Raw genomic sequence first — 25074 nt, forward strand, 5'->3', positions numbered from 1 at the left:
TGCGCAATATTAGATAATATTAATCGAATTCAACCAGATTTTTTTGATATTGCTGGTATTGCTTTTGTACCGCTTCTGACGGACGACCGGTTGCTTTACTCACAACCACAACCGCAGCAGTGGCAAAGATAAAGCCAGGAATAATCTCATATAAGTCAAACATCCCACCTGTTAGTTGCTTCCATACAACAACGGTTACAGCACCTATCACGATACCTGCAATCGCGCCATAACGGTTCATACCACTCCAGTACAGACTTAATAGCAACACAGGGCCAAATGCCGCACCAAACCCCGCCCAAGCATAAGACACAAGACCTAATACAGAGCTATCAGGGTTTAATGCTAAAACGAAGGCAATGATTGATAATGCAATAACTGCAATGCGCCCAACCATAACAATTTCGTTGCTTGAAGCTTGTGGACGAAATACTTGTTTATAGAAATCTTCAGCCAGTGCCGATGAAGAGACTAACAACTGAGAATCCGCAGTACTCATGATCGCCGCCAAAATTGCCGCTAATAAAATACCGGCCATCACGGGATGGAAAATCGCATTCACTAGCAACATGAATACTTTTTCACTATCTGCTAATTCACCACCAAGGTTACCATCAACATAAACAATCCCCGTTAAGCCAACTAGTAACGCACCAATCATCGACAGAGCCGTCCACACCACGGCAATACGACGTGCTGTACTAATGTCTTTATTTGAGCGTGTCGCTTTAAAACGCGCAAGAATATGAGGCTGGCCAAAGTAACCGAGTCCCCAGCCTAGTAATGATAAGATAACCATAAATGATAATGGCTGACCTTTAATATCATGCCAGAACGTCAGCAATTCAGGGTTCTTGTTATGAAGCGTTTCCATTAGCTGAACCGGATCGGCATTCATCGCTGCGATCGGCACAATAAGCAGTGCAGCTGACATCAATAGACCTTGCACTAAATCAGTCCAAGATACCGCAAGGAATCCTCCAAATAAGGTATACGTTACAACACACAAAGTACCGATAAATAGCGCGAGCGTGTAATCTAAACCAAAGACGGTTTCAAACAGTTTGCCGCCTGCCACTAAACCAGCACTGGTATAGAAAAGGAAAAAGAGCAAAATAAAGAAGGCGGAAATCGTTTGGATAAGCTTTGAATTATCATCAAATCGACGTGATAAAAACTCAGGTAAAGTCAGTGAGTTGTCTGCTGTTATGCTATATGTGCGGAGGCGTTTAGCACAGATCAGCCAGTTCAACCACGTCCCCAATAATAAGCCACCAGCTAGCCATAATGACTCAAAACCTGCTAGATATGCGTATCCCGGTAATCCTAATAATAACCAGCCACTCATATCCGATGCTCCTGCAGATATCGCAGAAGGCCAAGGACCTAATGAACGCCCACCGAGAAAATAATCACTGGAACTCGATGTGCGTTTATAGGCGATATAACCAATCGCTAGCATCCCTAGTAGATACGCTACAAAGGTCGCTGTAATCGCGAAGTTATTTTCAATCATAAGTTGTACTTCCTTTTAAATGGCCTTTGTTCATGGCAAAGGCCTATTATCATATTAAGTAAGGTTTGGTCAGTCAGTTTCTCCACAACCAAGCTCTAATAACGTTGCATTACCGCCGACGGCTGTAATATTGATGGTTCTGGTACGTTCAGTGATAAAGCGTAAACAGTAACTTGGGCTACCAATGACAGGTAGATTATCAAGATCGGTTTCTGCCACTAATTGCGCTAACTGTCCACTTCTCGCTGCTAATTGACGCGCTAAGCTCAACGCACGATCCTCTGTACCGCTATAAGCGACTGCTGCAATCTCTTCGATTTGAATCAATGCATCAAAGTCAGCGCTGTCAATAACACTAAGTACATTGGCAACACATCCTGCTTGCTCTAGTTGACTGAGAATGACACCAGTTTTTAAAGGATGATCAGGTGACAAACACAACATAACGCTGTTGCCACACACCAATGCTGTGGCAATTTGAGCAATAACCACATGGTTAGCCACAACATCGCTTGCAGTGACAACAAATACGCCGCGTCCAACACAATAAAGCGTGTTACTTTCACCTGTTGGCCCAGGCATTACTTGCATCTCAGCGACCATTTCCAGTGCATTGTTACACTGAAAATTCACCATCATCGCAGATTGATTATCTAGCGATTTTGCCCAGCGGCGTAGAATAGCGATTCGCGTTTCAAAGTCCAGATCATTCCATACAGAAGAAGCAAAAATGCTACTTTGTAGTGATTTTTGTACTTGTGGAGATAACGCCATTAACTGCGAATTATTTTTCATTGTTTGTTCCTTCCATCTCGCGTTGATGAGTGACGTTGATTGGCGCTATCGTTGACTGCATAAAACGGTACAAATAATGAGGCCCGCCCGCTTTTGGTCCTGTACCAGATAACCCTCGACCACCAAAAGGCTGGACGCCAACAACAGCTCCCACTTGATCACGGTTGATATAACAGTTACCAACTTTGGCACGTGACGCTATTTCACTATAGGTACGCTCATTTCGACTATGTATCCCCATCGTTAAACCAAATCCCGTTTGATTAATTTGATTAACGACTTGATCAATCTCGCTCGCCTTAAAACGCACAATATGAAGAATTGGGCCAAAGTGCTCTTGCTCTAATAGATCAATATGTTGAATTTCAATGGCCGTCGGTGGAACAAAATCGCCACTCGCACAACTTTCTGGTAACGGCGTTTGACAAATTAATCGCGCTTGGTTTTTTAACGATTCAATATGAGTAAGAAGCTTTTGTTTCGCAGCAAGATCAATGACAGGCCCCACATCGGTAGCATGTAATTGCGGATCCCCCACCTTAAGCTCAGCCATCGCCCCTTTGATCAAGGTGATCACACGTTCTGCAATATCTTGCTGAATAAAGAGTACGCGTAATGCTGAACAACGTTGACCTGCAGAGGCAAACGCTGAACGTAATACATCACGTACGACTTGTTCAGGTAGCGCTGTACTATCAACGATCATTGCATTTTGACCGCCAGTTTCGGCAATAAATGGGACTGGCGCACAATCACGTGCCATTAATGTACGATTAATCAATTGGGCTGTAGGTGTTGAACCAGTAAAGGCAACACCAGCAACACGCTCATCTGACGTCAACTGATGGCCTATCTCACGACCCAATCCCGTTACTACTTGAATAACACCTTGTGGAATACCAGTAAGCAGTAGTAATTCTATAGCACGACAAGCAATTAATGAGGTTTGCTCTGCAGGTTTCGCCACTACCGTATTACCTGCAACTAAAGCGGCACATACTTGACCTAAGAAAATAGCCAACGGGAAGTTCCAAGGGCTAATACAAACAAAGACACCTCGTCCTTGATAGGTCATCTCTTGATCGACACCATCAAAGCTAGTGATGCGTTTAGGCTTATCAAAATTAGTTTGTGCTTGCTCGGCGTAATAACGACAAAAATCCACCGCTTCACGAATTTCATCAATCGCATCGTGGATGGTTTTACCAGCTTCACGGTGACATAACGCCACTAATTCCGCTTGATGTAATTCAAGTTTATCGGCCAATAGCAATAAGTAATTTGCACGCTCGCTTGCAGAGCATTGTGACCAATCAGCAAAAGCGTCATGGGCAGATGCCATTGCTGTATCTACTTGTGATGATGTGGCATAGGTCAGCTCACCAACCACCTCCTCACGATCATAAGGTGCCGTCACGCAAACTCGCTCGGCAGCCAAAATAGGTGTCGGTTTTCCATTCAAAATAGGTGATGCTTTCCATTTCACCTTATCAAAGGCATGCACCGCCTGATGAAAAGGCTGCCACTGTGATTCAATATCAATATTGATACTTGATGAGTTTTTTCGTTCAGAGCCAAAAATATCTTTCGGTAATGGGATCAAGCTATTGTGCAGTGTCTTACGTTGCTTAAGCACATCAACAGGGTGTTGGGTGAGATCGGAAATTGGACAATTAGCATCAACCAAGCGATGAACAAACGAACTATTGGCACCATTTTCTAATAAACGACGAACAAGGTATGGCAGTAAGTCTTTATGACTTCCTACTGGTGCATAAATACGTACTTGTGTTTTATGCATATCCATCACATGGTTATATAGCGCATCACCCATGCCATGCAAGCGTTGGAATTCAAAGCAAGAATGCTTCGCCATCGCAACAATAGCACTTATCGTGTGAGCATTATGAGTTGCAAATTGTGGGTAGATCAGCCCTTTTAGAGGCTCAGATAGTAGAAACCTAGCACAGGCTAAATAAGAACTGTCTGTCGCTTCTTTACGAGTAAAAACAGGATAACCATTAAAGCCTGCTTGCTGACAAAGTTTCAGTTCACTATCCCAATAGGCACCTTTTACTAATCGAAGTGGGATCACATCACCTTGCTGTTTTGAAAGAGCTGCAAGCCACGCTAATACCGGTAAAGCACGTTTCGAATACGCTTGTACAACTAAACCAAACCGCCCCCAACCTTTCACTTCTTTTGCGCGATACAACTTTTCAAACAGTTTTAATGACAATTCCAATCTGTCTGCTTCTTCAGCATCAATCGTGATCCCAACGTTATGCTCGCGGGCAAAAATTAATAGCTCAAGAACAGAATGGTACATTTCCTCTAACACACGCGCTTCATTGGCGACTTCGTAACGAGGATGCAATGCTGATAGCTTAATGGATACAGTAGGATCTGATGATTGACTAGCCGATTGAGCTGAAATGGCACTATTGACCTTCCCTACCGCTTTAATTGCCGTAAGGTAATCATTGTAATATTTTTCGGCATCTTGAGAGGTTAGTGCCGCTTCACCTAGCATGTCGAATGAATAAGTAAACCCTTGCTCTCGTTTAGGTTTGCCGTTTTTCATCGCTTCAGATATATCTCGCCCTAGAACAAATTGGTGCCCCATGATTTTCATCGCTTGGTGCATAGCTTGTCTGATCATTGGCTCTGACATTTTATTAACCAAGCGGTTAATTACATTCGTTGGTGTACCGTCTTGTTTGGCATCTAACGTTACTACTTTCCCTGTTAGCATGAGCCCCCATGTTGAGGCATTCACAAACAACGAATCAGAATTTTTAAGATGAGATTTCCAATCAGCAACACTTAATTTATCGCGAATAAGGGCATCGGCAGTAGCGGGATCAGGAATACGCATCAGTGCTTCAGCTAAGCACATTAATAAGATCCCTTCTTTGGTTTCTAGGCTGTATTCCAATAAAAGTGCGTCAATCATTTGAACCGCATTTTTATCCGCACGAACACGAGCAATAAGCTCACTAGCCTGCACAGCACTATGCGCGCGCTCTTCATCGGTAGGTTCTGCTAAGGGTAGCAACTGGGTTAACCACTCAGACTCATCAACTGCATACAATGGTGAAATTAATGCCCATAATTGAGCTAAAGGCTTCTCTATAAAGGAAGAATGGAGTACATCAACGGCTTTAAACATCAGGTTTCCTCTATGGCATTAGCCATGAGATACAAAAATACCTCAACAGCAATGTTGTTAAACTGTTACTGGAAAAAGATATTATGGTTAAATGTTAATGTCGTCTTATTCATTCCTACGAGATATTTTAGTTATTCTCCGCACATCGGTAATACGAGATCTGAAACAAGTAAATAAGATAGATAAAGGTAATATCAAACATGATCTTGATAACGAGTAGGGGGATGGCCATACAGACGACGAAAAGCCTGACTAAAACTGCTTTGACTAGAAAATCCACACAACTGGGCTATTTGAGATAGAGGTATCCGTTGACCTAAAATTAATTGTTTGGCGGATTCCAGTCGTTTGCGCAAAACATATTGGTGAGGAGTAATACCTACCTGCTCTTTAAAGAGTAAATAAAACTGACTTTGAGCCAAGAAAACCAAACTCGCTAACTCAGCAACCGAAATTTTCTTATCAAGATGTTGTTGAATATAGCTATCAATTAAACTGATATCTAACCTTGAGGTTGGTCTCTCTTGAGTAGGCGAAATAAGACTGCGCTTTAATAAGTAAAATATTGTTTGGCTTATACTATTACACAATCCTGTATCTATTTTAGATTGCTGTGCTTCAGCAGTAAGTAAAGAGATGAGCTGTTGAGTACGCAAATCAAGATTGAAATAGCCAGTGCGTGATGATTCTGCAAATAAAGCCATACTATTATCTGAACAACGCAACGGCGTATTTACGACTAATACTTGGTTATCGTGATCACCATAAAAGCTGTGTTCTACATTAGCACTCACCGCACAACCCGTGCCAGCAAGTAAGCCCTTTCTTACCCCTTTAATATCAAATTCGCTTTGTCCTGTTAGGCCTACGACCATTTGGTGGTAATTATGAGCATGACGAGTCATCGAATCAGAAAGGCTTACGATATTAAATGTTGTCGTTGCGTTTTCCATCGAATTCTCCTTTATTCCTTGTATTCACATCACTTACGACTTACCACTTACCGCCCCATAATTTATCGCACATAAAAAAGTAAAAGTAATAGCGGTGTATAAAGTCAAAATATCTATATCACGAATACAGGTGCAGAACTTACTAATACCTAATAGGAATGATGAAATATATAAAACTAATCACAAATTGAATTATTTAATGGCTGTCGCTCAAACGACTGAACATAACAATACGCATAACATAACTCAACGAGGTATCACCTCTCATTATAAAAATGCACAAAAAACCACCAGACAAATTTGATAATTAGTCAGAGTTACCCACTGAATTTGTGGATAACATTTATTTTATATTTATTTTCAACATCTTATGATTTTCAATAGGAATAATTAATATTTATTGTGATTTTCTGAATTATTAATAAGTCTCTAAAAATAAAAAGCCGCACTATTGCAGTGCGGCTTGGTGTTGCTATTAGTGTACTTACTCGGCACACCAATATTGTTACGCTTCGCCACTCATTACGTTGAGCTTGCCGTGTCCCACAATGTTTGTGCGGACCGCTATATATTGGCGAAGAAGCAAATTTTTAAACGGTGTCACTTACCAAATTGTTAACAACTAAGTTTTCACTTAGAAGCTTTTACATGCGTAGCTCTTACGATGTTGCTTTTTACTGTGTAACTTTTACTTTGTTGCTCTTACATGTATTGCTTTGTCTACTTTTCACATGTTGCGCGATGCAACTGAGTGACTACCAATAACGGGTCTAAGAGGTCTATTAATAATCACTGATACCTGTATCCGTGAGTCTTTAAAAACAGCTCCAATCCTCCGTAAGCTCGAGTAACTATCTCAATACAGGTTAAGTTAAATATGGTAGATAAATGCCAATTAGGCAAATTTCATCACTGAAAAAAATATAAAAATAAACTCAAACACTACTAACGTCTTATTTATAAAACAAATAAACCAATTAAATATCACGGCTAGAATCCTATTTTTTATGCCCCAACGCTCGAAAATACCTCTTTAAACACCATCACGAACAATACATAACAACAATTAATGTTGCATGTACAACATTACAAGGTGTACTATCATCTTGATATTTTGTTGTATAGGTAACAAAAATAATGAAAACGAACATTTACTCTGTTCTCTTGTATACCGTGATTGGCTTCGCTTTATCATTATCAGCTTTTCTTTTAATGGCTGATAATGTGTCGCCATTTACCACACAAGCCACTTTCTATAAATCAGTAGTGAATATTGCTCCTGAAGTATCGGGAAATATCACCCATGTTTATGTCATTAATGGTCAACACGTTAACGCTAACCAACCTTTATTTTCTATTGATGTAAAGCCTTATCAAATTGCAGTCGATCAAGCACAGGCCGAATTGCAACAAGCAAAAGAAGCCAATCTGGGAACATGGCAGCAACTCGCTGCAGCACAGCAAGTGGTGCTACAGAAAAAAACAGTGTGGAAAAATGCGCTACATAAATTAGAGCGCTACCAAACACTAAATCGTAAAGGGTTAACGACCCAGCAAGAGCTTGATGATGCGATCAGTACTACCGATATCGCTAAAAGTGCTATTTCTGCCGCACAAGCTGATGTACTAAAAATCAAAGCGACACTATCAGGTAAGGAAAACACCGCTGCCGTTGAACTTGCACAGGCAAAATTAGATCGCGCAGAGTGGGATCTGTCTAATACAACAGTGGTAGCTACAACGGCCGGAACTGTCAGTAATTTGCAGTTAGATACGGGGACTTATGTAAATAAAGGCACACCGATCCTTTTCCTCGTTAATGAGAAAAACAGTTGGCTAAGTGCGGACTTTAACGAAAAAGGCATTGCCCATTTACAACCTAAAAACCATGTGTTGATAAGTTTTGATTCTCAACCTGGTCGGGTATTTAAAGGCGAAATAGAAAATCAAGATCGCGCTATTTTTGATGCGAGTAACCCATTAACACGACTATCAACCGTTACCAATGACACACGTTGGATCCGCGAACAACAAAAAATCCGTACTCGTATTGCTGTCAATGTACCGCAACAAGATGTTATTTCAGGCTCTCGTGCAAGTGTCATTGTGCTTAATGGTAATCCCGTATTAGATGTGATCAGCTCAGTATGGATCCATGTTATTGCCTTATTCCGCTACATTTACTAAGCAGAAAAACAATACAGGTAGGATATGAAACATTCAATGAATACAGATGTACTGCGTACCACGTGTATTGTGTGCATCTGTATGATGTTCGGTAAGATTTTTCATGTAAATTCACATGTCTATTTTGCGCTTTTTCCAATAATTATTGCGACTAAAGTAAAAGACTACAGTTGGAAAGGATTGAGCAAAACATTCGCCTTAGTGTTGCTATCCGCTTACTGTGCAGTTTTCGTGTCTGAAGTCTTTAGCGATCATCCTTTTATTATTTGGACGATCAGTATTGTACTGTTCGATCAACTAAGAAAACGGGCAGATTCTCACGCAAAAGTGGGCGCGCTGTTTATGCCGACGATAAACTGGATTTTAAATATCGTTTTTGCGCTACATACCAATATGGATATGCCGCAGCGTTTACACGAAGTGGGGTTAGCAATTGTTGTTAGTATCTGTGTAACCAAGCTGTTTTTTTGGCTACTACCACCGAAAACAGCATCTGGCTCTTTCAAACCGAAAACAACCCCTGTCACCACTCAACAACGCTTAATATCAGTGAGTTTGATTGGTTTAGGACTTGGTTTTTTAATGATTGTAAATCTAATTTCTGGCGCATTTTGTATGGTGCCAGTCATTGCTGCAGCAACCCAAACCAGTCGAGAAGCATATTTAAAAATCGTTAAATCACGTTTTATTACTCAAGTCGGCGGATGCGCTATTGCAGCGATATTTATGCTGCTTATTGCCGGTTATCAAAGTGATATTATTATTTATGGTTTGGGATTATTTGGACTGATTTACGTGATAAGTTACAAAATTTATACTGATGAAGGCCCACACCAAGAGTTACATCCTGATATTTTGCTCGCAACCATGCTACCAATCCAACTTTATATGACCAATAGTGAGTTAGGATTAAGTAGTACTTTCCTTCGAGGATGGGAACTGAGCTGTACTTTAGGTATATTGGCTCTGTTTTATTTTATTACTACGGCGAAGAAACGTCATGCCACAGAACTACACTGATATCCCTTCTCTTAATAAGAGTTTGTCTTTTACGATGGGATTAGCCTATAAGCAATTTCGTAGTATTGCCACCTCAGCCTTGGCGACGGAATTTGATATTACGTTAGAAATGTTAGGTGCACTTCGCGTGCTCAGTCACTTAGGCGAAGTACCGCAACAAGCCGTCTCTGATGTACTACACCGCGAACGTTCAGTAACAAAACGTTTAATCGATAACTGTATTAAACGTGAATTAATCGCCGTCCATAAATCAGAACAAAACAAAAAAGCCCGCTATCTTGTCATTACTGATAAAGGTAAAGATATTGAGCAAAAAGCCACCGTGTGTATTGCTAATCTCAATCAAGACTTCTTTGCTCCACTAACAAATGAAGAACGCGAACTTTTATTTAAAATTAACAAAAAATTGATCAGACAAGACATACTTGTCAATTCTTAACGCACACGCAGGATAAACACGATATGGATATTTTCGTTGTCGATGCTTTTACCGACCAACATTTCAAAGGTAATTCTGCGGCAATCATGCCAGTTACCACTTTTCCAGATGCATCATTAATGCAACGTATTGCCGCTGAAAATAATCTGTCTGAAACGGCTTTTATTAAACAAACGGGCGATAATACCTATGCGATACGTTGGTTTTCACCTCTAACTGAGATTGACTTTTGTGGCCATGCAACGCTTGCCTCTGCCTTTATTCTGTATCAGTTTTACCAGCTTAAAGGCGAGATCACTTTTACAACTGAGCAAGTCGGTACACTGACAGTAAAACAAGCCCCAAATAGCAATATTGAAATGAACTTCCCTTGCCAGCCTGGTGAAGAAGTTGAACCACCAGCCGCCTTACTCAAGGGATTATCTATTACGCCCACCAAGGTGCTAAAAAATCGCCAAGCCTACATTGCCGTTTTACCCAGTGAACAAGCAGTACAAGATGTGGTTTGCGATTCAGAGCTGCTTAAACAACTCGCTCCTCACGATATCGTTGTCACTGCACAATCGACACAATACGATTTTGTGTCTCGTTATTTCTGGCCAGCCAATGGCGGCTATGAAGATCCAGTGACAGGTTCAATCCACACTGCTTTAGCGCCATATTGGGCTGAACAGCTTGGTAAACGTGAATTAACCGCTTACCAAGCTTCACAACGTGGTGGTGTTTTACAGTGTAAAATGATCGATAATGATCGCATTATTATTGCCGGATCAGCGGTTTTATATCTGCGTGGAAACGTATACTTATAACGCTTGTATTCAATCCATAAAGGAGAGAAGGGTTCTCTCCTTTGTTATTTCATTTCACCTTTATTGGCTGTAATCATTTCTAAGTGCACAATCATCGGTAAAATATTCAATAAACTCGATCTCTAAATTGTTATCATCGATAAAATAAACACTGCGACGATAAGGATGATCGGCACTCCAATGATCAATTTCATAACCGGCATTCATTAGCTTTTCAACCGTATCATCAATACGTTCAACCACAATACCAACGTGCTTAATGCCTGATACATTTCCCTGCCAATCAGGAACCTGACCTTCCCCCCCTGATCCTATCGCCACATAACTGTCCTGATCGCCAATGTGATACCAATGCATTGGTTTACCAAACCAGTTATCAATTTTCCCTTCCCCTCGAATCGTCCATTCAGGTAACGCTGTTAATAAAAAATGAATCGTTTTTTCTGGCTGAGATACTTGTATATTGATGTGCTCTACATATCCTTTCATAATTTTTTCCTTCTTTTTTAAAATATGTAAGCACTTTAATTCCTCAAGTAAACTTGAGGTCAAGAAGAAATAATTATGTATTTATTACTTAATAACTCGTTGATTAATATTTGGCGATCAGACTTTCCATTGACGTTGTGACATCCGATTTCACTTTCATTGGTTTGATCCAAAGCTTAGAAAAATCGCACCACCCATTCGCATTGATCTCCACACCTCGTATTTGCTCAGGTACCGAGAGGGTTAACCCTTCACGCTTTATTTCAAATAAAATATGCTGTTGCTCTAACCACGTCATTACATGACTAATCAATGCTTGTTGACGTAACGCATCCACTTCAATACGGATCGCATCAATCTGCTGATGTAAATAATCTTGCTGGGTAAAGGTCAATACCGATGCCCAGTGTGGGTATAACGTTAAGAAAGCAAACCAACTGGTGTACTTATTATCTTCCTTTCGTATCCCTAAAATCGACACATCAACGCCATCAAGAAACTGACCAAACTTTACTTCTTTCGTCTGCAGTGTTTCATGCTTATCAAAATAGGAAATTAACTGTTTTGAATACTCTCGACATTCTCGATTATTCTCATGACTTATCGTATAAACAGGATAATTCTCACCGGCTTGATTATGATCGCCTAAAAATGCCGCAGCTAGATTTTGTTTAACGTCTTGCGTTTGTAATTGCTTATTTGTAATCAAGCAATAGAAGGATCCGACATAATCACAGGCCGTCTCATAGACGTTTAAACTATCATTTAAAAAGAAAAAGTTCTGATAACACTTCTTTCTTTCTGCCCAACTCTCGTGGATCCAAAATTCAATTTTCTCAATTAATGCAGATGTACGGTTATATTGTGAAAAGCGTTGCAAGCGTAATAGTTTGTTCGAATTTACGGCTAACAAGAAAGGTCCTGAGCCAATGGCTCTAAAATGTGATTCATTAGCAAATACGAACTGTTTTGGCATGATCGCGGTTTCAGCGCGACACAATAATTTAATAAAAAGAGGATCTGGAGCTGATAAATGAATTTCAACCACATCAAAAGAAACGGCAATAACCTTTTCTATATGATCATACAATCGCTGCCATTGCGCTGAATGGATAAGCCCTTTAAAACTTGCAACAACATCATCCGCTGTTAGAACAGATAAATCATGAAACTGGGTTTCAGGACGAAGATAAAAGGTCCAAACGGTATGGTTGTTATTACTTTCCCAAAAATGAGCGAGATTACCTGTCAGCTTATTCGTTTTTTCTTCAACTAGAGTTTGATAAATCTCAGAGATAAAGTGGCGCTCAGTACGTTCAGTAACAAAATGTGGATGTAGCGTTTTCATGCAGCGATGGAAGGGCGCCAGGATCGTGTCGTGTTTTTCTGTCACAGCTTGTGATAAATACTGCCATAAGCCGGCTGCGGTATCTCTTCCGTTAAAACCCACCAACTTGTAAACCAAATCTAGATTGCTGTTGTCATTCGCTTTATCAATCTCTTTGTGGCACGCCTGTATCGGCTCCAGTAAACAATTGAGGACACCTTTATTACCTCGCCCCACAGTAGGTGACCACGTTAACCAGCCTAATGTTGTCATTTGATTTAATAAGGTTCTTGCGTGACGCTCACTACAATGAAGGTAAGCGGCGACCTCTACAATGGTTACCTTACTTTTACCAGGACCGACACGATTAAATATATTTTCATATAATTCTAGTTTTCGTCGGCTCATACAGAGGGATCCTTACATTACTTTAGATAATTATCATTAAACTTCTTTTGCTGACTGAGCGTTAATGGTCTGGCTTTAGAAAACTGCTCTGAGCCAAAAATAGTGTTCAGCCTTTCTAGTCGCTGTGCAGGACTAATATATAGCAAACGAGCAAGCCATCCTGTTTTTTTATCGTAACGTTTTGATGAGTTAATGATTTCTTTAATTTGATTATAAAATTTCATGATTTAGCTCCTGTTATTTGATGATTCTATTTTAGGAGCTTTAAGCCATCTAAAAACGGAACAAAAAAAGAGACTGTTCCGGTTTTAGGACATTTCTTCTTCTCTCAAGTCCTATACATACCATCGAAAATACATTGCCTGTTTCAAGTGTAATGTAATCATTAATAATTAATAAAAACAGTAAATTACTATTCGATACGAACATGCATAGAATATATCTCCATAAAAATCATAAAACTTAGTTTGCAATTTAGTGGGGAAACTGGCCGCTCAAAACCATTGTAATGATAACCATTATCATTAATATCCCCACTCGTTTAATCAATAATGGAAGTCCAATAATGAAAACAGCTCACCTTTTTCTAGCAACTACTTTTATTCTGTCTTCTACCTCCGTATTTGCCCAAGAGTACCCTCTTGGTCAGCCAGTAATTAAAAATGGTATGGAAATACAAGGGGTTTACCTTCAACCGATTACCATGGATACAGAAGGAATGGAGAACATGCACAGCTTGTCTGCAAAAGATTCCGATGTGCATTTAGAAGCAGATATTCATGCTGTTGAAGAGAATCCCAACGGCTTCGCGGAAGGCGATTGGATGCCTTATCTTACGATCAAATACTCTGTAGACAAACTAGGTGATGATAAACCCGCCCAAACAGGTGAATTCATGCCTATGGTTGCAAGTGACGGTCCTCACTACGGTAAAAACATCAAATTAGATGGTAATGGTAAATATAAAGTGACCTTTACTATCTACCCACCGTCATACAACAAAAAGGCCCCATTTGGACGTCATATTGACAAAGAAACAGGGGTGGCTCCATGGTTTAAACCTTTTGACGTTTCATGGGAAGTTAACTACGCAGGTGTTGGTAGAAAAGGTAGTTACTAAGATTTAATTAATCTTATAGGGGGGCTTAAAGCTCCCTTTTTTCACATTTAACAGACTGATATTCATTATGAAAAGAAATCCCACGTTTATTCTTTTGCTTCTTTTTTTAGCTCTGCCCTTTTCTGCTTTCGCAGCAGAGAAATTCACCGTTGAATTGACTATAAACAATGGGGTATTCACTCCTGAAGTGCTCAACGTACCAACAAAGAAAATCATACGTATTAAGGTATCAAATATAGGTGATCAGCCCGCCGAGTTTGAAAGCACTCAACTACGAAAAGAAAAAGTATTAGCACCAGGAGCAAGCTCTGTAGTTGTTATTGCACCATTAAGGGAAGGAACCTATACCTTTTTTGATGACTTTCATCTCGATCTTCCAAAAGGCAAAATAATAGCAAGTGAGCAGGTAGAATAATGGGACAAGTTACCTTTGTTATCTGGCGTGAAAGTATTGAAGCACTACTTCTTATCAGCATTATTTATGCTTGGCTCAAACAACATACAGATAGCCGACATGGACTGAAATATTTATGGGGCGGTGTTGTAATAGGTTGCGTAACTTCCGTTATGCTCGCTTTGTTGATTTATGGTGTATTTAATGTTCTAGACGATACAGGCCAATCTTTATTCATGATCATTATGGAAATTACAGCTTGTCTGTTAATCGTCCAAATGGTTTATTGGATGAATAGCCACGGTAAATCATTAAAATCTGACATAGAGTCAGGCTTAGCAGCACAAACCCAAAAGAAAAGTTGGTGGGGAGTGACCTTCATCGTCGCGATTGCAATCGCACGAGAAGGAAGTGAAGTAGTTGTCTTTTTATCTAGTTTTATCATGACATTAAATAAAAACAATGCTGTTGATTTCTTCATTTCAGTATTAAGTGGCATTGTCGTTGCTGCATTCACTATGTATGTATTTTCACTATTCAAACGTTATATTCCGTGGCGCATCTTTTTCAACATTACAGGAATTATATTGCTTTTTTTAGCCGTGTCATTACTGCTAAAAGGCATGGAAGAAGGATTGAATCTATTAATTGAATTCGATTATTCCGTTCCAGACTTCCTGTATTTACCTGCATGGGATACCACAAATATTATTGATGATTCAGGCTTGTTTGGAAGTTTACTGTCCTCCTTCTTTGCCTATCGTTCTCAGCCAATTTGGCTAAGTATTATTACCTTCATCATTTTTTGGCTCTCAATGGCATGGCTTTTCTTACGCGGAGGAAAACATGCACAACAGAACTAGATCATTGGTCAATACCCTTTGTCTATCTCTTCTTTTAGCTTCAAGTTTCACTCTTGAAGCCAAGGCATTACGTTCACCAGTCCAAACAGGTGATGACGTCATCGTCGCCAAAGGAGATATACCAACACCGGACAAATATAAACCAGCCACGGAAGCCTTTATCGTTTATGCTACTGACAATATTGAACAAATCATTGAGTTACTTAACCATTTAAAAGAGTCTTTAGCGGAAAATAATCTCGAAGATGCCCAAGGTTATTACATACAAGCACATCAACATTACGAAATGATACGCCCTGTTGTAGACCTATTTGGAAATACAGATCGTATTATTAATTCGCGTGCAGATTATTTTTTACAAGGTGTTGATGACTATCGTTTTAAAGGCTTTCATCTCGTTGAGTATATGCTATTCAAAGCTAAAAATAAGTCAGCAGCATCTGACGCTGTGGATGAATTAGTCATGTATGTCAAAGATCTCAAACAACGTGTTGAGCAAGAACATATTGAGATCCCAAAGTTAGTTCAATCATCTGCCGACTATATTGAAATGATCATCGAAGTAAAACTCAATGGGCAAGAAAATATATACAGTCATTCAGATCTCGCAGATATTGCAGCAAACATGGCAGGGTCAGAAAAAATTGTTGAAGAGCTTAAACCATTTCTTTCGCCTGAAACGTTAAAGCCAATACTTAAAAACTACCAGCAGATCGATCAGCTTATTGGTCACTACGTAACAGATCAAGGTAGTTTTAAGCCATATGGCCAACTAACCAACCATGATAAGAAGAAGCTTTATTCGCTGTTATCAGATCAAGCTTATTTACTGGCAACATTAAGATCTACCTTAAACGTAGATGTTTACTACAAATATCAGGCGGAAACACCATGAGCGATAAGAAAACACCATCAACATTTACACTCTCTCGCCGTCGTGTATTGAAAACACTTGCAGTAGGTAGCGCGGCACTTTCAATGCCGACACTGGCAGCGAATGCATCAGAATCTTCTCATGATTACAGTAAAACGATTAACTTCAAAGGTGACCATCAAGCAGGAGTGATCACTAAGGAGCAAAAAGATGCCTCTTTTATTGCCTTTGATGTTACCTCTGAAACGCTAGACGGGCTCGAAACAGTACTAAAAATCCTAACGGAACGCATTGCTTATTTAACCCAAGATCATGTGTTACCAGCCAATACCGATGATAAGTTGCCTCCTCATGAATCTGGGATCTTGGGACGCGCACTCAAACCAGATTCCCTTACCATTACTGTCGCGTTAGGAGAATCATTATTTGACAAACGCTTTGGTCTTGCTCCCTTCAAACCCAAGCATCTACAAACAATGACAAGCTTTCCAAATGATCGATTAGAGCCTAATTGGTGTGGTGGAGATATCACACTGCAAATCTGTGCTGACAGCCCTGAAAGTGTCATTTATGCCGTTAGAGACATTATTCAACATACCAATAAGTACCTTTCTCCACGATGGAAAATGGATGGCTTTCTCCCTTCACGAGACATAGATAATAAGTCCACAGCGATCAACTTATTTGGCTTTAAAGATGGAACAGGTAATGCGTCTGCTAGTGATGAAAAGCTCATGAACGAGCTCGTTTGGGTTACCGATACAGATAAAGAGCAATCATGGTGTGTAGGAGGCTCATACCAAGCCATACGTTTGATCCGATTTAATCTTGAGTTTTGGGATAGAACGCCATTAGAAGATCAAGAAAATAATTTTGGTCGTCATAAGATCAGCGGTGCTCCGATAGGCATGAAGCACGAGCAAGACTCGCCAGAATTTGATAAAGATCCGCATGGTGATCGCATTTTATTTGATTCTCACATGCGCCGTGCTGAACCTCGAAATCCCGAACGCCATACAGCAAAGCTTAGAAGACGGAGCTACAGTTACTCATTAGGGCTCAGCAACACAGGGGCTCTGGATATGGGGTTAATCTTTGTTTCATACCAAAAAAACTTAAAAACAGGCTTTATTGATACCCAAAAAAGACTTAATGGAGAGCCATTAGAACGATATATCAAACCTTTTGGTGGTGGTTATTATTTTGTATTACCAGGTCTAAACAATGATCAAAGCTATATAGGTGCCAACTTAATACAATTAGCTAAAAAACCGACATAACCCCCAAGTCCACCATGCTGTAGATATAAATAGCGTTATATCTACAGCATGATCGTTACCTGCATCTCTTTATACCGCTTATATTGAACTTGTTTAATCTCTATTTGCTTAAAACATCGCGTGACACTTTTTGAGATCTTTAGCGTAAAAAACAACAAAGCAACGCAAACGGTTGCTATTAATTGCATTAAATCGTGCTCAAATCACATTAATTTATAAATAGAAGGTTACTATGCAGCACGGCAATTCCCCGCCGTTATTTCTATCAATAATATGGATGATTGAATGAAACTAATTAAAACTCTTGCTGCTGTTGCGATTTCATCTGCTTTATTAACAGGCTGTGTATTTGAAAGCGATAACGATGTGATCCCAGTAAGCGAGGTCTCCGTTGCGACCTTTAACCTTTCATTTGACCGCTTTACGTTTGAACAACTTGTCGATGAGATGCAAACAACACCTTCAGTACAACAAGCATTAGTCGATGGTTTTATTGTCAATACGCTAAGTGCTGATGACAAAGCAAAAGCACAAAAGATCATTCAAATCAGAAACGTTGCAGCCATTATTCAAAGCCAGCGTCCTAATATTATTTTACTGGCAGAATACAATAACGACGGTACTGGTGATGATCTTACCGCTTTAAATGGATTCCAAGATAACTACTTAGCGGTAGGACAAAGCCTTAATAGCATTGATGGCGGCGATACATTATCTCCAATTCACTACCCGTTTAGCCAAAGTTATGCCACGAACACTGGTTTAATGAGCGGCTTAGATCTTAATAACGACGGTAAAGTAAATAGCGGTCCAAATGATGCGTGGGGCTTTGGTCAATATCATGGTCAGTATGCGTTTGCGCTCATGTCTCAATTTAAAATTGATGATGCGAATACCCGTACATTCCAAACCTTTAAGTGGAAAGATTTACCAACGGCAACGAACCCAACTATTACTAATTGCAACGATGATAAAAATAAAATTCCTGCAGGTATGAGTTGTGGTGATAACTGGTACACCGATGCTGAATGGAATCAAGTACGTTTATCATCGAAAAACCATGTTGATGCACCCGTTATCATTCCGACAGTATCAGGCGAGCAAGTGGTACACATTTTAATGTCGCACCCAACGCCACCGGTATTTGACACTGTGACTGAAAACAATAAACAAAAAAACCGCGATGAAATTCAATTCTGGACAGATTACATTGATGGTGCAGAGTTTATTTATGATGACAAAGGCACAAAAGGCGGTTTAGCTGATAATGCCAAGTTTGTTATTGTGGGTGATCTTAATGCCGATCCTGAAGCGGGTGACGGTTTTATCGAAACAATTGATACCCTATTAAAGCACCAGCGTGTGAATCAAGAAGCCACTAATGGCGCCTATGTTCCGACAAGCTTTGGTGCTGAATACTGCTTCCCAAGTGGTGAATGTCGCCAAGATAACCCACACCCAGAGCGCATAACCAGTACGTTTGGTTTACAAGTGGATCACGCTATCCCATCAAGTAATCTAAACATTGTTGATTCTGGTGTTTACTGGCCAGCACCGAATGAAGCTGGATACTTGCTGATGAACGATGAACGCATTGGTAAAGGAAAAGGCAAAGATATTTCTTCCGACCACCGTATGGTGTGGCTAAAGGCAAGCTTTAACTAATTCGCCCTTTCATATAAAAAGCCGATCGTAAGATCGGCTTTTATTGTCAACATGGATCTGACAAGAAAAATTCACTATAAGAGATACCATCAATTGACGTCATTCACTATCACTTGATATCTAATACTTTTTTTCATCATTACAGTTTTAAACGGCAGGTATCATCGTATTACTGGCAGGTATAACCACCGTCAATTGGCACTAATGAACCTGTCATAAAACTATTATCATCAGATAGTAAATAACACGCTAGCTTAGCGATTTCATCAGGTCGTGCGATACGCTTGATTGGCTGGGCTTCTTCCAACATATTCATGACTTCTTTACCACTTAGACCTGTTGCTGACATAAATGACCTTTTGGCCTTCTCAAGCAACGGTGTATCTATAGTCCCAGGACAGATACAGTTTATCTTTATATTAAATTCGGCATAGTCAATGGCGGTACTTTTAGTCAGTTGTGCAATTGCACCTTTTGTTAAACCATAAGCTGCACTTAATCCTTTACCTACAAAACTTTGATCAGACCCCATCAATAATATATTACCTTGACGTTGTTCTTTCATTAAGGGGATTACGGTTTTAAGTGTATAAAAAACACCTTTAATATTTACTGATATTACCTTGTCGAGTTCTTCTAAAGACGTTTGCTCAATGTTAGATACTAAGTGGACCCCAGCATTAGCAAATAAAGCATCAATCTTTTTTTCTTTCAGGTAAATATTATTAATTACTTTTTGTAGCTTTTCATAATCAGTGATATCACAGTGAATAAAATGGCTATTATTTGAATCAGGCGTATTAATATCAATATTATAAACAATTGCTCCACGATCTATTAAGAGCTCAACCGTAGATTTTCCAATGCCTGTTGAGCCGCCTGTCACTATGGCCACTTTATTCAAGAACTGCATTATTGATTTATCCTTCTATCCGTAAATTAAAGAGTTAAAGCCTTTACGAAAAAGTGAGAAAACGCACTTTATCTAAATGAAATGAAAGCTTCACTATCTAGCATTAAGCCATCAAATGCATATTACTCCTGTAAAGACTTTCAATTTTTAAGGAAGTGTAAAATCTTGCAACTTTGTTTTCTTTTTAGACTCCTAACACGAGAGTAAGAAGCGAAACCTTAACAAATACAGAAGGTATCTCCTATTCAGTAAAAACTTAACTTTTATCATAAAATAATAACATATTAAAAAATTGCCATTTATACTTAACACACTTATTTCGGGATAAAATAGATTCTGTATCAGACAAATAAATCCAATAACTTATTTAAAAAAATTTAATATTTATGTTTTCATTTTTAGAGTAAAAACAAACTAACATTATTAAAATTATCTATTATATTAAATGATAATCGCTTTAAGTTAATGAGGAAAAAGCTATGAGTAACGATGAATTACTTCCACTCTATGTTGTTATTTCTTTAGTGTTATTCCTATTTTTCATCATCTTTTTATACATTCAACTTTCTATTAAAGCGAAAAAAGACGGCGTGATTGGAGACTGTTGTGTAAATCAGAAAAAAGATGAGGCTGCTAGTAAGTCAGAACGGAACTAAAAAGAGGACAGGCTATCTGTTTTCTTATTTACAATACTGTCATTTTCACTCAATTAATACCTAAAAGCAGCCGATTTAAAAGCAATCACATACACGCTGACATTTTACTAACATTTTCACCCTATTGTTCATCAAACAAATGTCGTTTTCTTTTTAGGGTGCCCAGTGAATAAAGTACTTTCCCAGATCAATATCTTTCCCATCAAATCCACTCAGAAAATCTCTCTATCTCAGGCTTATGTTAAATCAGCGGGTATTGATCTTGATCGACGCTTTATGATTGCACTCACTGACGGTTCGATGATCACCTCTCGTCGTTATCCCCAGCTACTGCTTATCAGTACAACTATTGAGTCTAACGGTTTACTTTTTAATTACCCAAATAAACCGCCACTCTCTTTGAGCTTTGAACAATTAGCACTTATGACGACTTCCACTGCTGTATGGAATGATAATTGCGAAGCTTACACAACATCGAGTGATGCAGACCTATGGGTCAGTGAAATTATTGGGCAACCAGCACAACTGCTTTATAACGGTGTCGAAAGCCAGCGTATAGGAGGCAAAGCACAAGTTAAAGTCAGTTTTGCTGATAACTTTCCAGTTATGATTGTCTCTGAAGCATCACTAAATGCGCTGAATGATCGTGCTCAGGAAGTCCATTCGATGGATAAGTTTCGTGCCAACTTAGTCGTTTCTGGAGTTAATGCATTTGCTGAAGATAGTTGGAAAAGAATACGTATTGGTGAAGTAGAACTTGAAATTAAGGCTCCTTGTAGCCGCTGTGTATTAGTAAACTATGATCCTAGTACCGCAAAAAAAGCAGATAATAATGAACCCCTTGCAACACTCATGACCTTTCGTACAGATAAAGTCATTCCAACTAACGTGAACTTTGGCATGAATGCCATCGTGGTAAAAGAAGGCATTGTTCGTCAAGGGGATCAGGTTGAAGTGTTAGAGCACCGTACTCCAGAAACATACCCAGACCAACGTGTTGCCCTGACCTGCGTTAAGCGTGAAATCATTGCAAAAGATTTTGTTTCTTTTTCTTTTAAAGCACAAAAAGACACAGCTTTAGCACCATACTTACCAGGACAGTACCTTCCTATTCGTATTGCGATTAACGGTAATATCGTTGAACGTTGTTATACGCTGTCTTCATCACCACTAGAGCAAGAATACACTATTTCAGTTAAACGAATTGAGCAAGGAACTGTGTCAAACTGGCTTCACGATAACTTACAAGTCGGTGATACGATATGGAGTGAAAAACCATCAGGTCAGTTTTACCTCGAGCCACATAAACATCAAAACACCTTGCTGCTCTCTGCTGGTAGTGGCGTTACACCTATGATGTCGATGCTACGCAGCTTAATTTCTGAGAAAAATACTCAGGGACTAACTTTTTATCATTACTGTAAAACACAAACAGACATTCCTTTTGCTGCTGAGCTTGCTGAAATACAACGAAACCACCCAGAAATTAGTATTCATATCTGTTTAACTCAAGATAATGATACATCACATGCTTATCATGGACGTATTTGCTCAGAGCACTTTGCGAACATTGACATACAAGATAACTACCATGCTTATGTATGCGGCAGCAGTGGTTTTAACCAAATAGCGCAAGAGTTATTAAGAAACCAAGGCTTACCGACCGATCGCTTTCATCAAGAGCTATTTAATAAAGTATTGACCAAGCCAGAACAAGAACAATCACTTAACATCCAATATAAGCAGCAACAATTTACAGGTAACAACCAAGCTAGCTTGTTAGATCAAATTGAAGCGGCAGAGCTACCAATAAAAAGTGGTTGTCGTGCAGGTTTATGTGGACGCTGTAAAGTAAAAGTGGCTGAAGGGAATGTATTACAACAAGACAGCGCAGCATTGAGTGAAGAAGAAAAACAACAAGGTGTAGTACTAGCCTGTTGTTCAATCCCAACATCAAATATCACGATTGAGCAATAAATAAGTCACCGTGATAGTTACTCATTAAAACGATAACTATCACGGTACTCAACATCGCTCATCACTTATTAACTATAATGCGGAGAAATTCGTCGGCGTGATCTTATGCTGTTTTAACCATAGCTTAAATTGAGGATCGGTTAGAATTTGTAACTCTTCAAAGCGCTTATCACTATAACTTGATAATGATTGTAATAGTGGATCGTCGGCTAAACCAGGATGACACATAAATTCGACGCATGTATGAGTAAACTGTGCCTGGTATTCAAGTAAATAACCTTTTAACCTTGATAGCGACACCCCCTCATCAAAAAAGCCCATATCAAAGATATCTGGTGTTGCGACCGTTAAATCCCTCATTCCTTCCGTCATCACATCAACACGTCTTGCTGGCAAACCGATATCATTTAAAAAACGAATAAAGGCATGTTTAATCGATGGGATAGTTGCTGCAAAATGGTGAGTATCAATATGGCTAGGTTCTAAACCTAAAGCCAACGCACAAGCATATTGTGCATGCATTTCTTGATAAGCTTGCTCTTGATCTATCTCTGATAACTGGCGAGAGAACAGTTCAGGCTTTTTAAGAAAATAGCCATTGTTATCAACTAAACTCCTTACCTTTTCAGGTTCGAGCACAGGTTTACCCGACGTTAATGTAATATGTAATCCAACATCGGCATCGCCACATTCACCTTTTTTCATTCTGGTAATGGCATCTAACGTCCCCGGTTGATTCACCATTAATGTTGTTGATTGCACAATGCCAGCCTGTAAACACTGAATTATCGCTTGGTTAACCCCCTCTGTTAACCCAAAATCATCGGCATTCATTATTAATTTCATTTACCAATCCTCTACAGAGACTTAAACAATATGACTAACGATTAATGCAGATGAGAAAACTGAGGCATATATGCTCGATTCGCTTCAATCGTTTCAGCTAATGCCTGCTCTAGTACATGTCCTGTTGGTACGATAGGGTTTAAAATCAATCCGCGAATAGCCGCATTCATATCCCCTTCGACTGCTGCTTTTACCGTTAAGGTCTCAAACTCTTTCATTAATTGAATTAAGCGCAGAGTATCGGTCGGCAGAGGCGCAACATTAAAAGGAATAGGGCCAGCACTGGTGATCATCGCACTCACTTCAACAGCACAGTCATCAGGAAGACCTGAAATTGCCCCATTATTACGAGTATTAACATGCATAACTGAACGCTTGTCATTATGAATAGCATTCATTAATTCACACGCAGCTTCTGAATAATATTGACCACCACGTTGTTCTAACTCTTTGGGTTTTACATCAAGGTGAGGATCGCGATAAATATCAAATAATTTCTTCTCTATCGATTTTACAACTTCAGCACGGCAACCTTGATCTTGGTGTTGCAACTCTTTCACTTCTTCATCCAACATATCTTGGCTTTGATAATAGTAACGAAGATAAGCACAAGGGATCATACCTAGCGAGCGAACCAAATTTTCAGGCCAAGCGAACGGCGGAATATTCTGTGGCACCATACTGTCGTTCCCCGCTAATACAGCCTCTAGTACTTCAGAAAGTTTATCTTGCCCTTGATGTAATATTTGAGTAGCCCAAACGAGGTGATTCAAACCTGCAATTTGGATCATTAAATCTTGTTCTTTACAGCCTAAGATTGCTGCCGCCCCTTTTTGCATCGTTACAGGCACATTACATAGTCCTACCGTTTTAACATTCGTGTGCTTCAAAATAGCCTCTGTCACCATACCCGATGGGTTAGTGAAATTTAAAAGCCACGCATCAGGACATAGTGCTTCAATGTCCCGACAGATATCGAGAGCAATAGGGATAGTGCGACAAGCATTAGCAAAGCCACCAAGCCCATTGGTTTCTTGCCCAATCATACCGTATTTAAGAGCGATTTTTTCATCTCTTATCCGCCCTTCAAGTCCACCAGCTCGAAATTGAGAACAAATAAAGTCAGCATCTTTTAATGCTAATTGTCGATCCTGTGTTAGGTGAATTGTCATATCAACACCGGCACGATCTACCATTCTTTTCGCTAACGCTGCAATGATTTGCGCTTTTTCCCATCCATCTTCAATATCAACGAGCCATAAATCTGAAATCTGCATTTCATCTTTACGGACTAATAAGCCTTCAATAAGTTCTGGGGTATAACTAGAGCCTGCACCAATCACAACAATTTTTAATGGCTTTTTCATTCTC

22 protein-coding genes are annotated in these 25074 nt (G+C 39.5%); 12 read left to right on the plus strand and 10 right to left on the minus strand.

The window, feature by feature from the left end:
* Nucleotides 1–19 precede the first annotated feature (19 nt).
* From putP to CTN01_RS05640, 4 genes are all read right to left on the minus strand, one after another.
* The gene (gene putP, locus CTN01_RS05625; RefSeq protein WP_005366607.1) at nucleotides 20–1516 is read right to left on the minus strand and encodes a sodium/proline symporter PutP; all 1497 of its coding nucleotides are present in this window, start codon (nucleotides 1514–1516) and stop codon (nucleotides 20–22) included.
* A gap of 69 nt (nucleotides 1517–1585) precedes the next feature.
* Nucleotides 1586–2311, minus strand: coding sequence for an aldehyde dehydrogenase family protein (locus CTN01_RS05630; RefSeq protein ID WP_052666590.1), 726 nt, complete (start codon nucleotides 2309–2311; stop codon nucleotides 1586–1588).
* A complete protein-coding gene (putA, locus tag CTN01_RS05635; protein WP_045148537.1) occupies nucleotides 2301–5483 on the minus strand; it encodes a bifunctional proline dehydrogenase/L-glutamate gamma-semialdehyde dehydrogenase PutA in 3183 nt (1060 codons plus the stop codon). The genes CTN01_RS05630 and putA overlap by 11 nt, the downstream gene beginning before the upstream one ends.
* A 194-nt stretch (nucleotides 5484–5677) precedes the next feature.
* Nucleotides 5678–6436 carry a helix-turn-helix domain-containing protein gene (locus CTN01_RS05640; RefSeq protein WP_045148538.1) on the minus strand — a complete coding sequence of 253 codons (759 nt, stop codon included), beginning with the start codon at nucleotides 6434–6436 and terminating at the stop codon, nucleotides 5678–5680.
* 1137 nt (nucleotides 6437–7573) lie between these two features.
* Between CTN01_RS05640 and CTN01_RS05645 the strand changes: the two genes are divergently transcribed.
* The 4 genes from CTN01_RS05645 to CTN01_RS05660 are packed head-to-tail and all read left to right on the plus strand — an operon-like array spanning nucleotide 7574 to nucleotide 10891.
* Complete coding sequence (locus tag CTN01_RS05645; protein WP_045130428.1) at nucleotides 7574–8623, plus strand: HlyD family secretion protein; 1050 nt, start codon at nucleotides 7574–7576, stop codon at nucleotides 8621–8623.
* Nucleotides 8624–8647: 24 nt separating this feature from the next.
* Nucleotides 8648–9643, plus strand: coding sequence for a DUF2955 domain-containing protein (locus CTN01_RS05650; protein WP_045130429.1), 996 nt, complete (start codon nucleotides 8648–8650; stop codon nucleotides 9641–9643).
* Entirely contained in the window at nucleotides 9624–10082 is a 459-nt protein-coding gene (locus CTN01_RS05655; protein ID WP_005366633.1) for a MarR family winged helix-turn-helix transcriptional regulator, read from the plus strand. The genes CTN01_RS05650 and CTN01_RS05655 overlap by 20 nt, the downstream gene beginning before the upstream one ends.
* 23 nt (nucleotides 10083–10105) lie before the next feature.
* The gene (locus tag CTN01_RS05660; RefSeq protein ID WP_045148540.1) at nucleotides 10106–10891 is read left to right on the plus strand and encodes a PhzF family phenazine biosynthesis protein; all 786 of its coding nucleotides are present in this window, start codon (nucleotides 10106–10108) and stop codon (nucleotides 10889–10891) included.
* 60 nt (nucleotides 10892–10951) lie between these two features.
* Here CTN01_RS05660 and CTN01_RS05665 read toward each other — a convergent pair whose 3' ends face one another.
* From CTN01_RS05665 to CTN01_RS05675, 3 genes are all read right to left on the minus strand, one after another.
* On the minus strand, nucleotides 10952–11380 hold the full coding sequence (locus CTN01_RS05665) for a VOC family protein (protein ID WP_045083159.1): 429 nt from the start codon (nucleotides 11378–11380) through the stop codon (nucleotides 10952–10954).
* Nucleotides 11381–11483: 103 nt separating this feature from the next.
* Nucleotides 11484–13115 (minus strand): SgrR family transcriptional regulator, encoded by a 1632-nt coding sequence (locus tag CTN01_RS05670; RefSeq protein WP_045130431.1) that lies wholly within the window; start codon nucleotides 13113–13115, stop codon nucleotides 11484–11486.
* A gap of 17 nt (nucleotides 13116–13132) precedes the next feature.
* A complete protein-coding gene (locus CTN01_RS05675) occupies nucleotides 13133–13339 on the minus strand; it encodes a hypothetical protein (protein WP_005366643.1) in 207 nt (68 codons plus the stop codon).
* Between the two features lie 341 nt (nucleotides 13340–13680).
* Between CTN01_RS05675 and CTN01_RS05680 the strand changes: the two genes are divergently transcribed.
* From CTN01_RS05680 to CTN01_RS05705, 6 genes are all read left to right on the plus strand, one after another.
* On the plus strand, nucleotides 13681–14235 hold the full coding sequence (locus CTN01_RS05680; protein ID WP_045148542.1) for an iron transporter: 555 nt from the start codon (nucleotides 13681–13683) through the stop codon (nucleotides 14233–14235).
* A 67-nt stretch (nucleotides 14236–14302) separates the two neighbouring features.
* Nucleotides 14303–14650 (plus strand): cupredoxin domain-containing protein, encoded by a 348-nt coding sequence (locus CTN01_RS05685; RefSeq protein WP_045148543.1) that lies wholly within the window; start codon nucleotides 14303–14305, stop codon nucleotides 14648–14650.
* A complete protein-coding gene (locus CTN01_RS05690) occupies nucleotides 14650–15492 on the plus strand; it encodes an FTR1 family iron permease (RefSeq protein WP_107342111.1) in 843 nt (280 codons plus the stop codon). Before CTN01_RS05685 ends, CTN01_RS05690 begins: the two co-directional genes overlap by 1 nt.
* Nucleotides 15476–16387, plus strand: coding sequence for an EfeM/EfeO family lipoprotein (locus CTN01_RS05695; protein ID WP_045148545.1), 912 nt, complete (start codon nucleotides 15476–15478; stop codon nucleotides 16385–16387). The genes CTN01_RS05690 and CTN01_RS05695 overlap by 17 nt, the downstream gene beginning before the upstream one ends.
* Complete coding sequence (gene efeB, locus CTN01_RS05700) at nucleotides 16384–17646, plus strand: iron uptake transporter deferrochelatase/peroxidase subunit (protein WP_045148547.1); 1263 nt, start codon at nucleotides 16384–16386, stop codon at nucleotides 17644–17646. Before CTN01_RS05695 ends, efeB begins: the two co-directional genes overlap by 4 nt.
* Nucleotides 17647–17931: 285 nt before the next feature.
* A complete protein-coding gene (locus CTN01_RS05705) occupies nucleotides 17932–19311 on the plus strand; it encodes an endonuclease/exonuclease/phosphatase family protein (RefSeq protein WP_045148549.1) in 1380 nt (459 codons plus the stop codon).
* 169 nt (nucleotides 19312–19480) lie between these two features.
* On the opposite strand, the gene CTN01_RS05710 is transcribed toward CTN01_RS05705, so the two are convergent.
* The gene (locus tag CTN01_RS05710) at nucleotides 19481–20224 is read right to left on the minus strand and encodes an SDR family NAD(P)-dependent oxidoreductase (RefSeq protein WP_005366646.1); all 744 of its coding nucleotides are present in this window, start codon (nucleotides 20222–20224) and stop codon (nucleotides 19481–19483) included.
* Nucleotides 20225–20703: 479 nt separating this feature from the next.
* Here CTN01_RS05710 and CTN01_RS22730 point away from each other — a divergent pair, with 479 nt between their 5' ends.
* Both CTN01_RS22730 and CTN01_RS05715 read left to right on the plus strand, forming a co-directional pair.
* Nucleotides 20704–20880 (plus strand): hypothetical protein, encoded by a 177-nt coding sequence (locus CTN01_RS22730; RefSeq protein WP_162836217.1) that lies wholly within the window; start codon nucleotides 20704–20706, stop codon nucleotides 20878–20880.
* Nucleotides 20881–21045: 165 nt separating this feature from the next.
* Nucleotides 21046–22857, plus strand: a complete 1812-nt coding sequence (locus CTN01_RS05715) for an MOSC N-terminal beta barrel domain-containing protein (RefSeq protein ID WP_045128208.1) — start codon at nucleotides 21046–21048, stop codon at nucleotides 22855–22857.
* Nucleotides 22858–22929: 72 nt separating this feature from the next.
* Here CTN01_RS05715 and CTN01_RS05720 read toward each other — a convergent pair whose 3' ends face one another.
* On the minus strand, nucleotides 22930–23703 hold the full coding sequence (locus tag CTN01_RS05720) for a carbohydrate deacetylase (protein WP_045148551.1): 774 nt from the start codon (nucleotides 23701–23703) through the stop codon (nucleotides 22930–22932).
* Nucleotides 23704–23744: 41 nt separating this feature from the next.
* A complete protein-coding gene (locus CTN01_RS05725; RefSeq protein WP_045132009.1) occupies nucleotides 23745–25070 on the minus strand; it encodes a 6-phospho-beta-glucosidase in 1326 nt (441 codons plus the stop codon).
* Nucleotides 25071–25074: the final 4 nt, after the last annotated feature.

It is taken from the genome of Photobacterium angustum (assembly GCF_003026365.1).
In the GTDB taxonomy this organism is placed as follows: Bacteria; Pseudomonadota; Gammaproteobacteria; order Enterobacterales; family Vibrionaceae; genus Photobacterium; species Photobacterium angustum.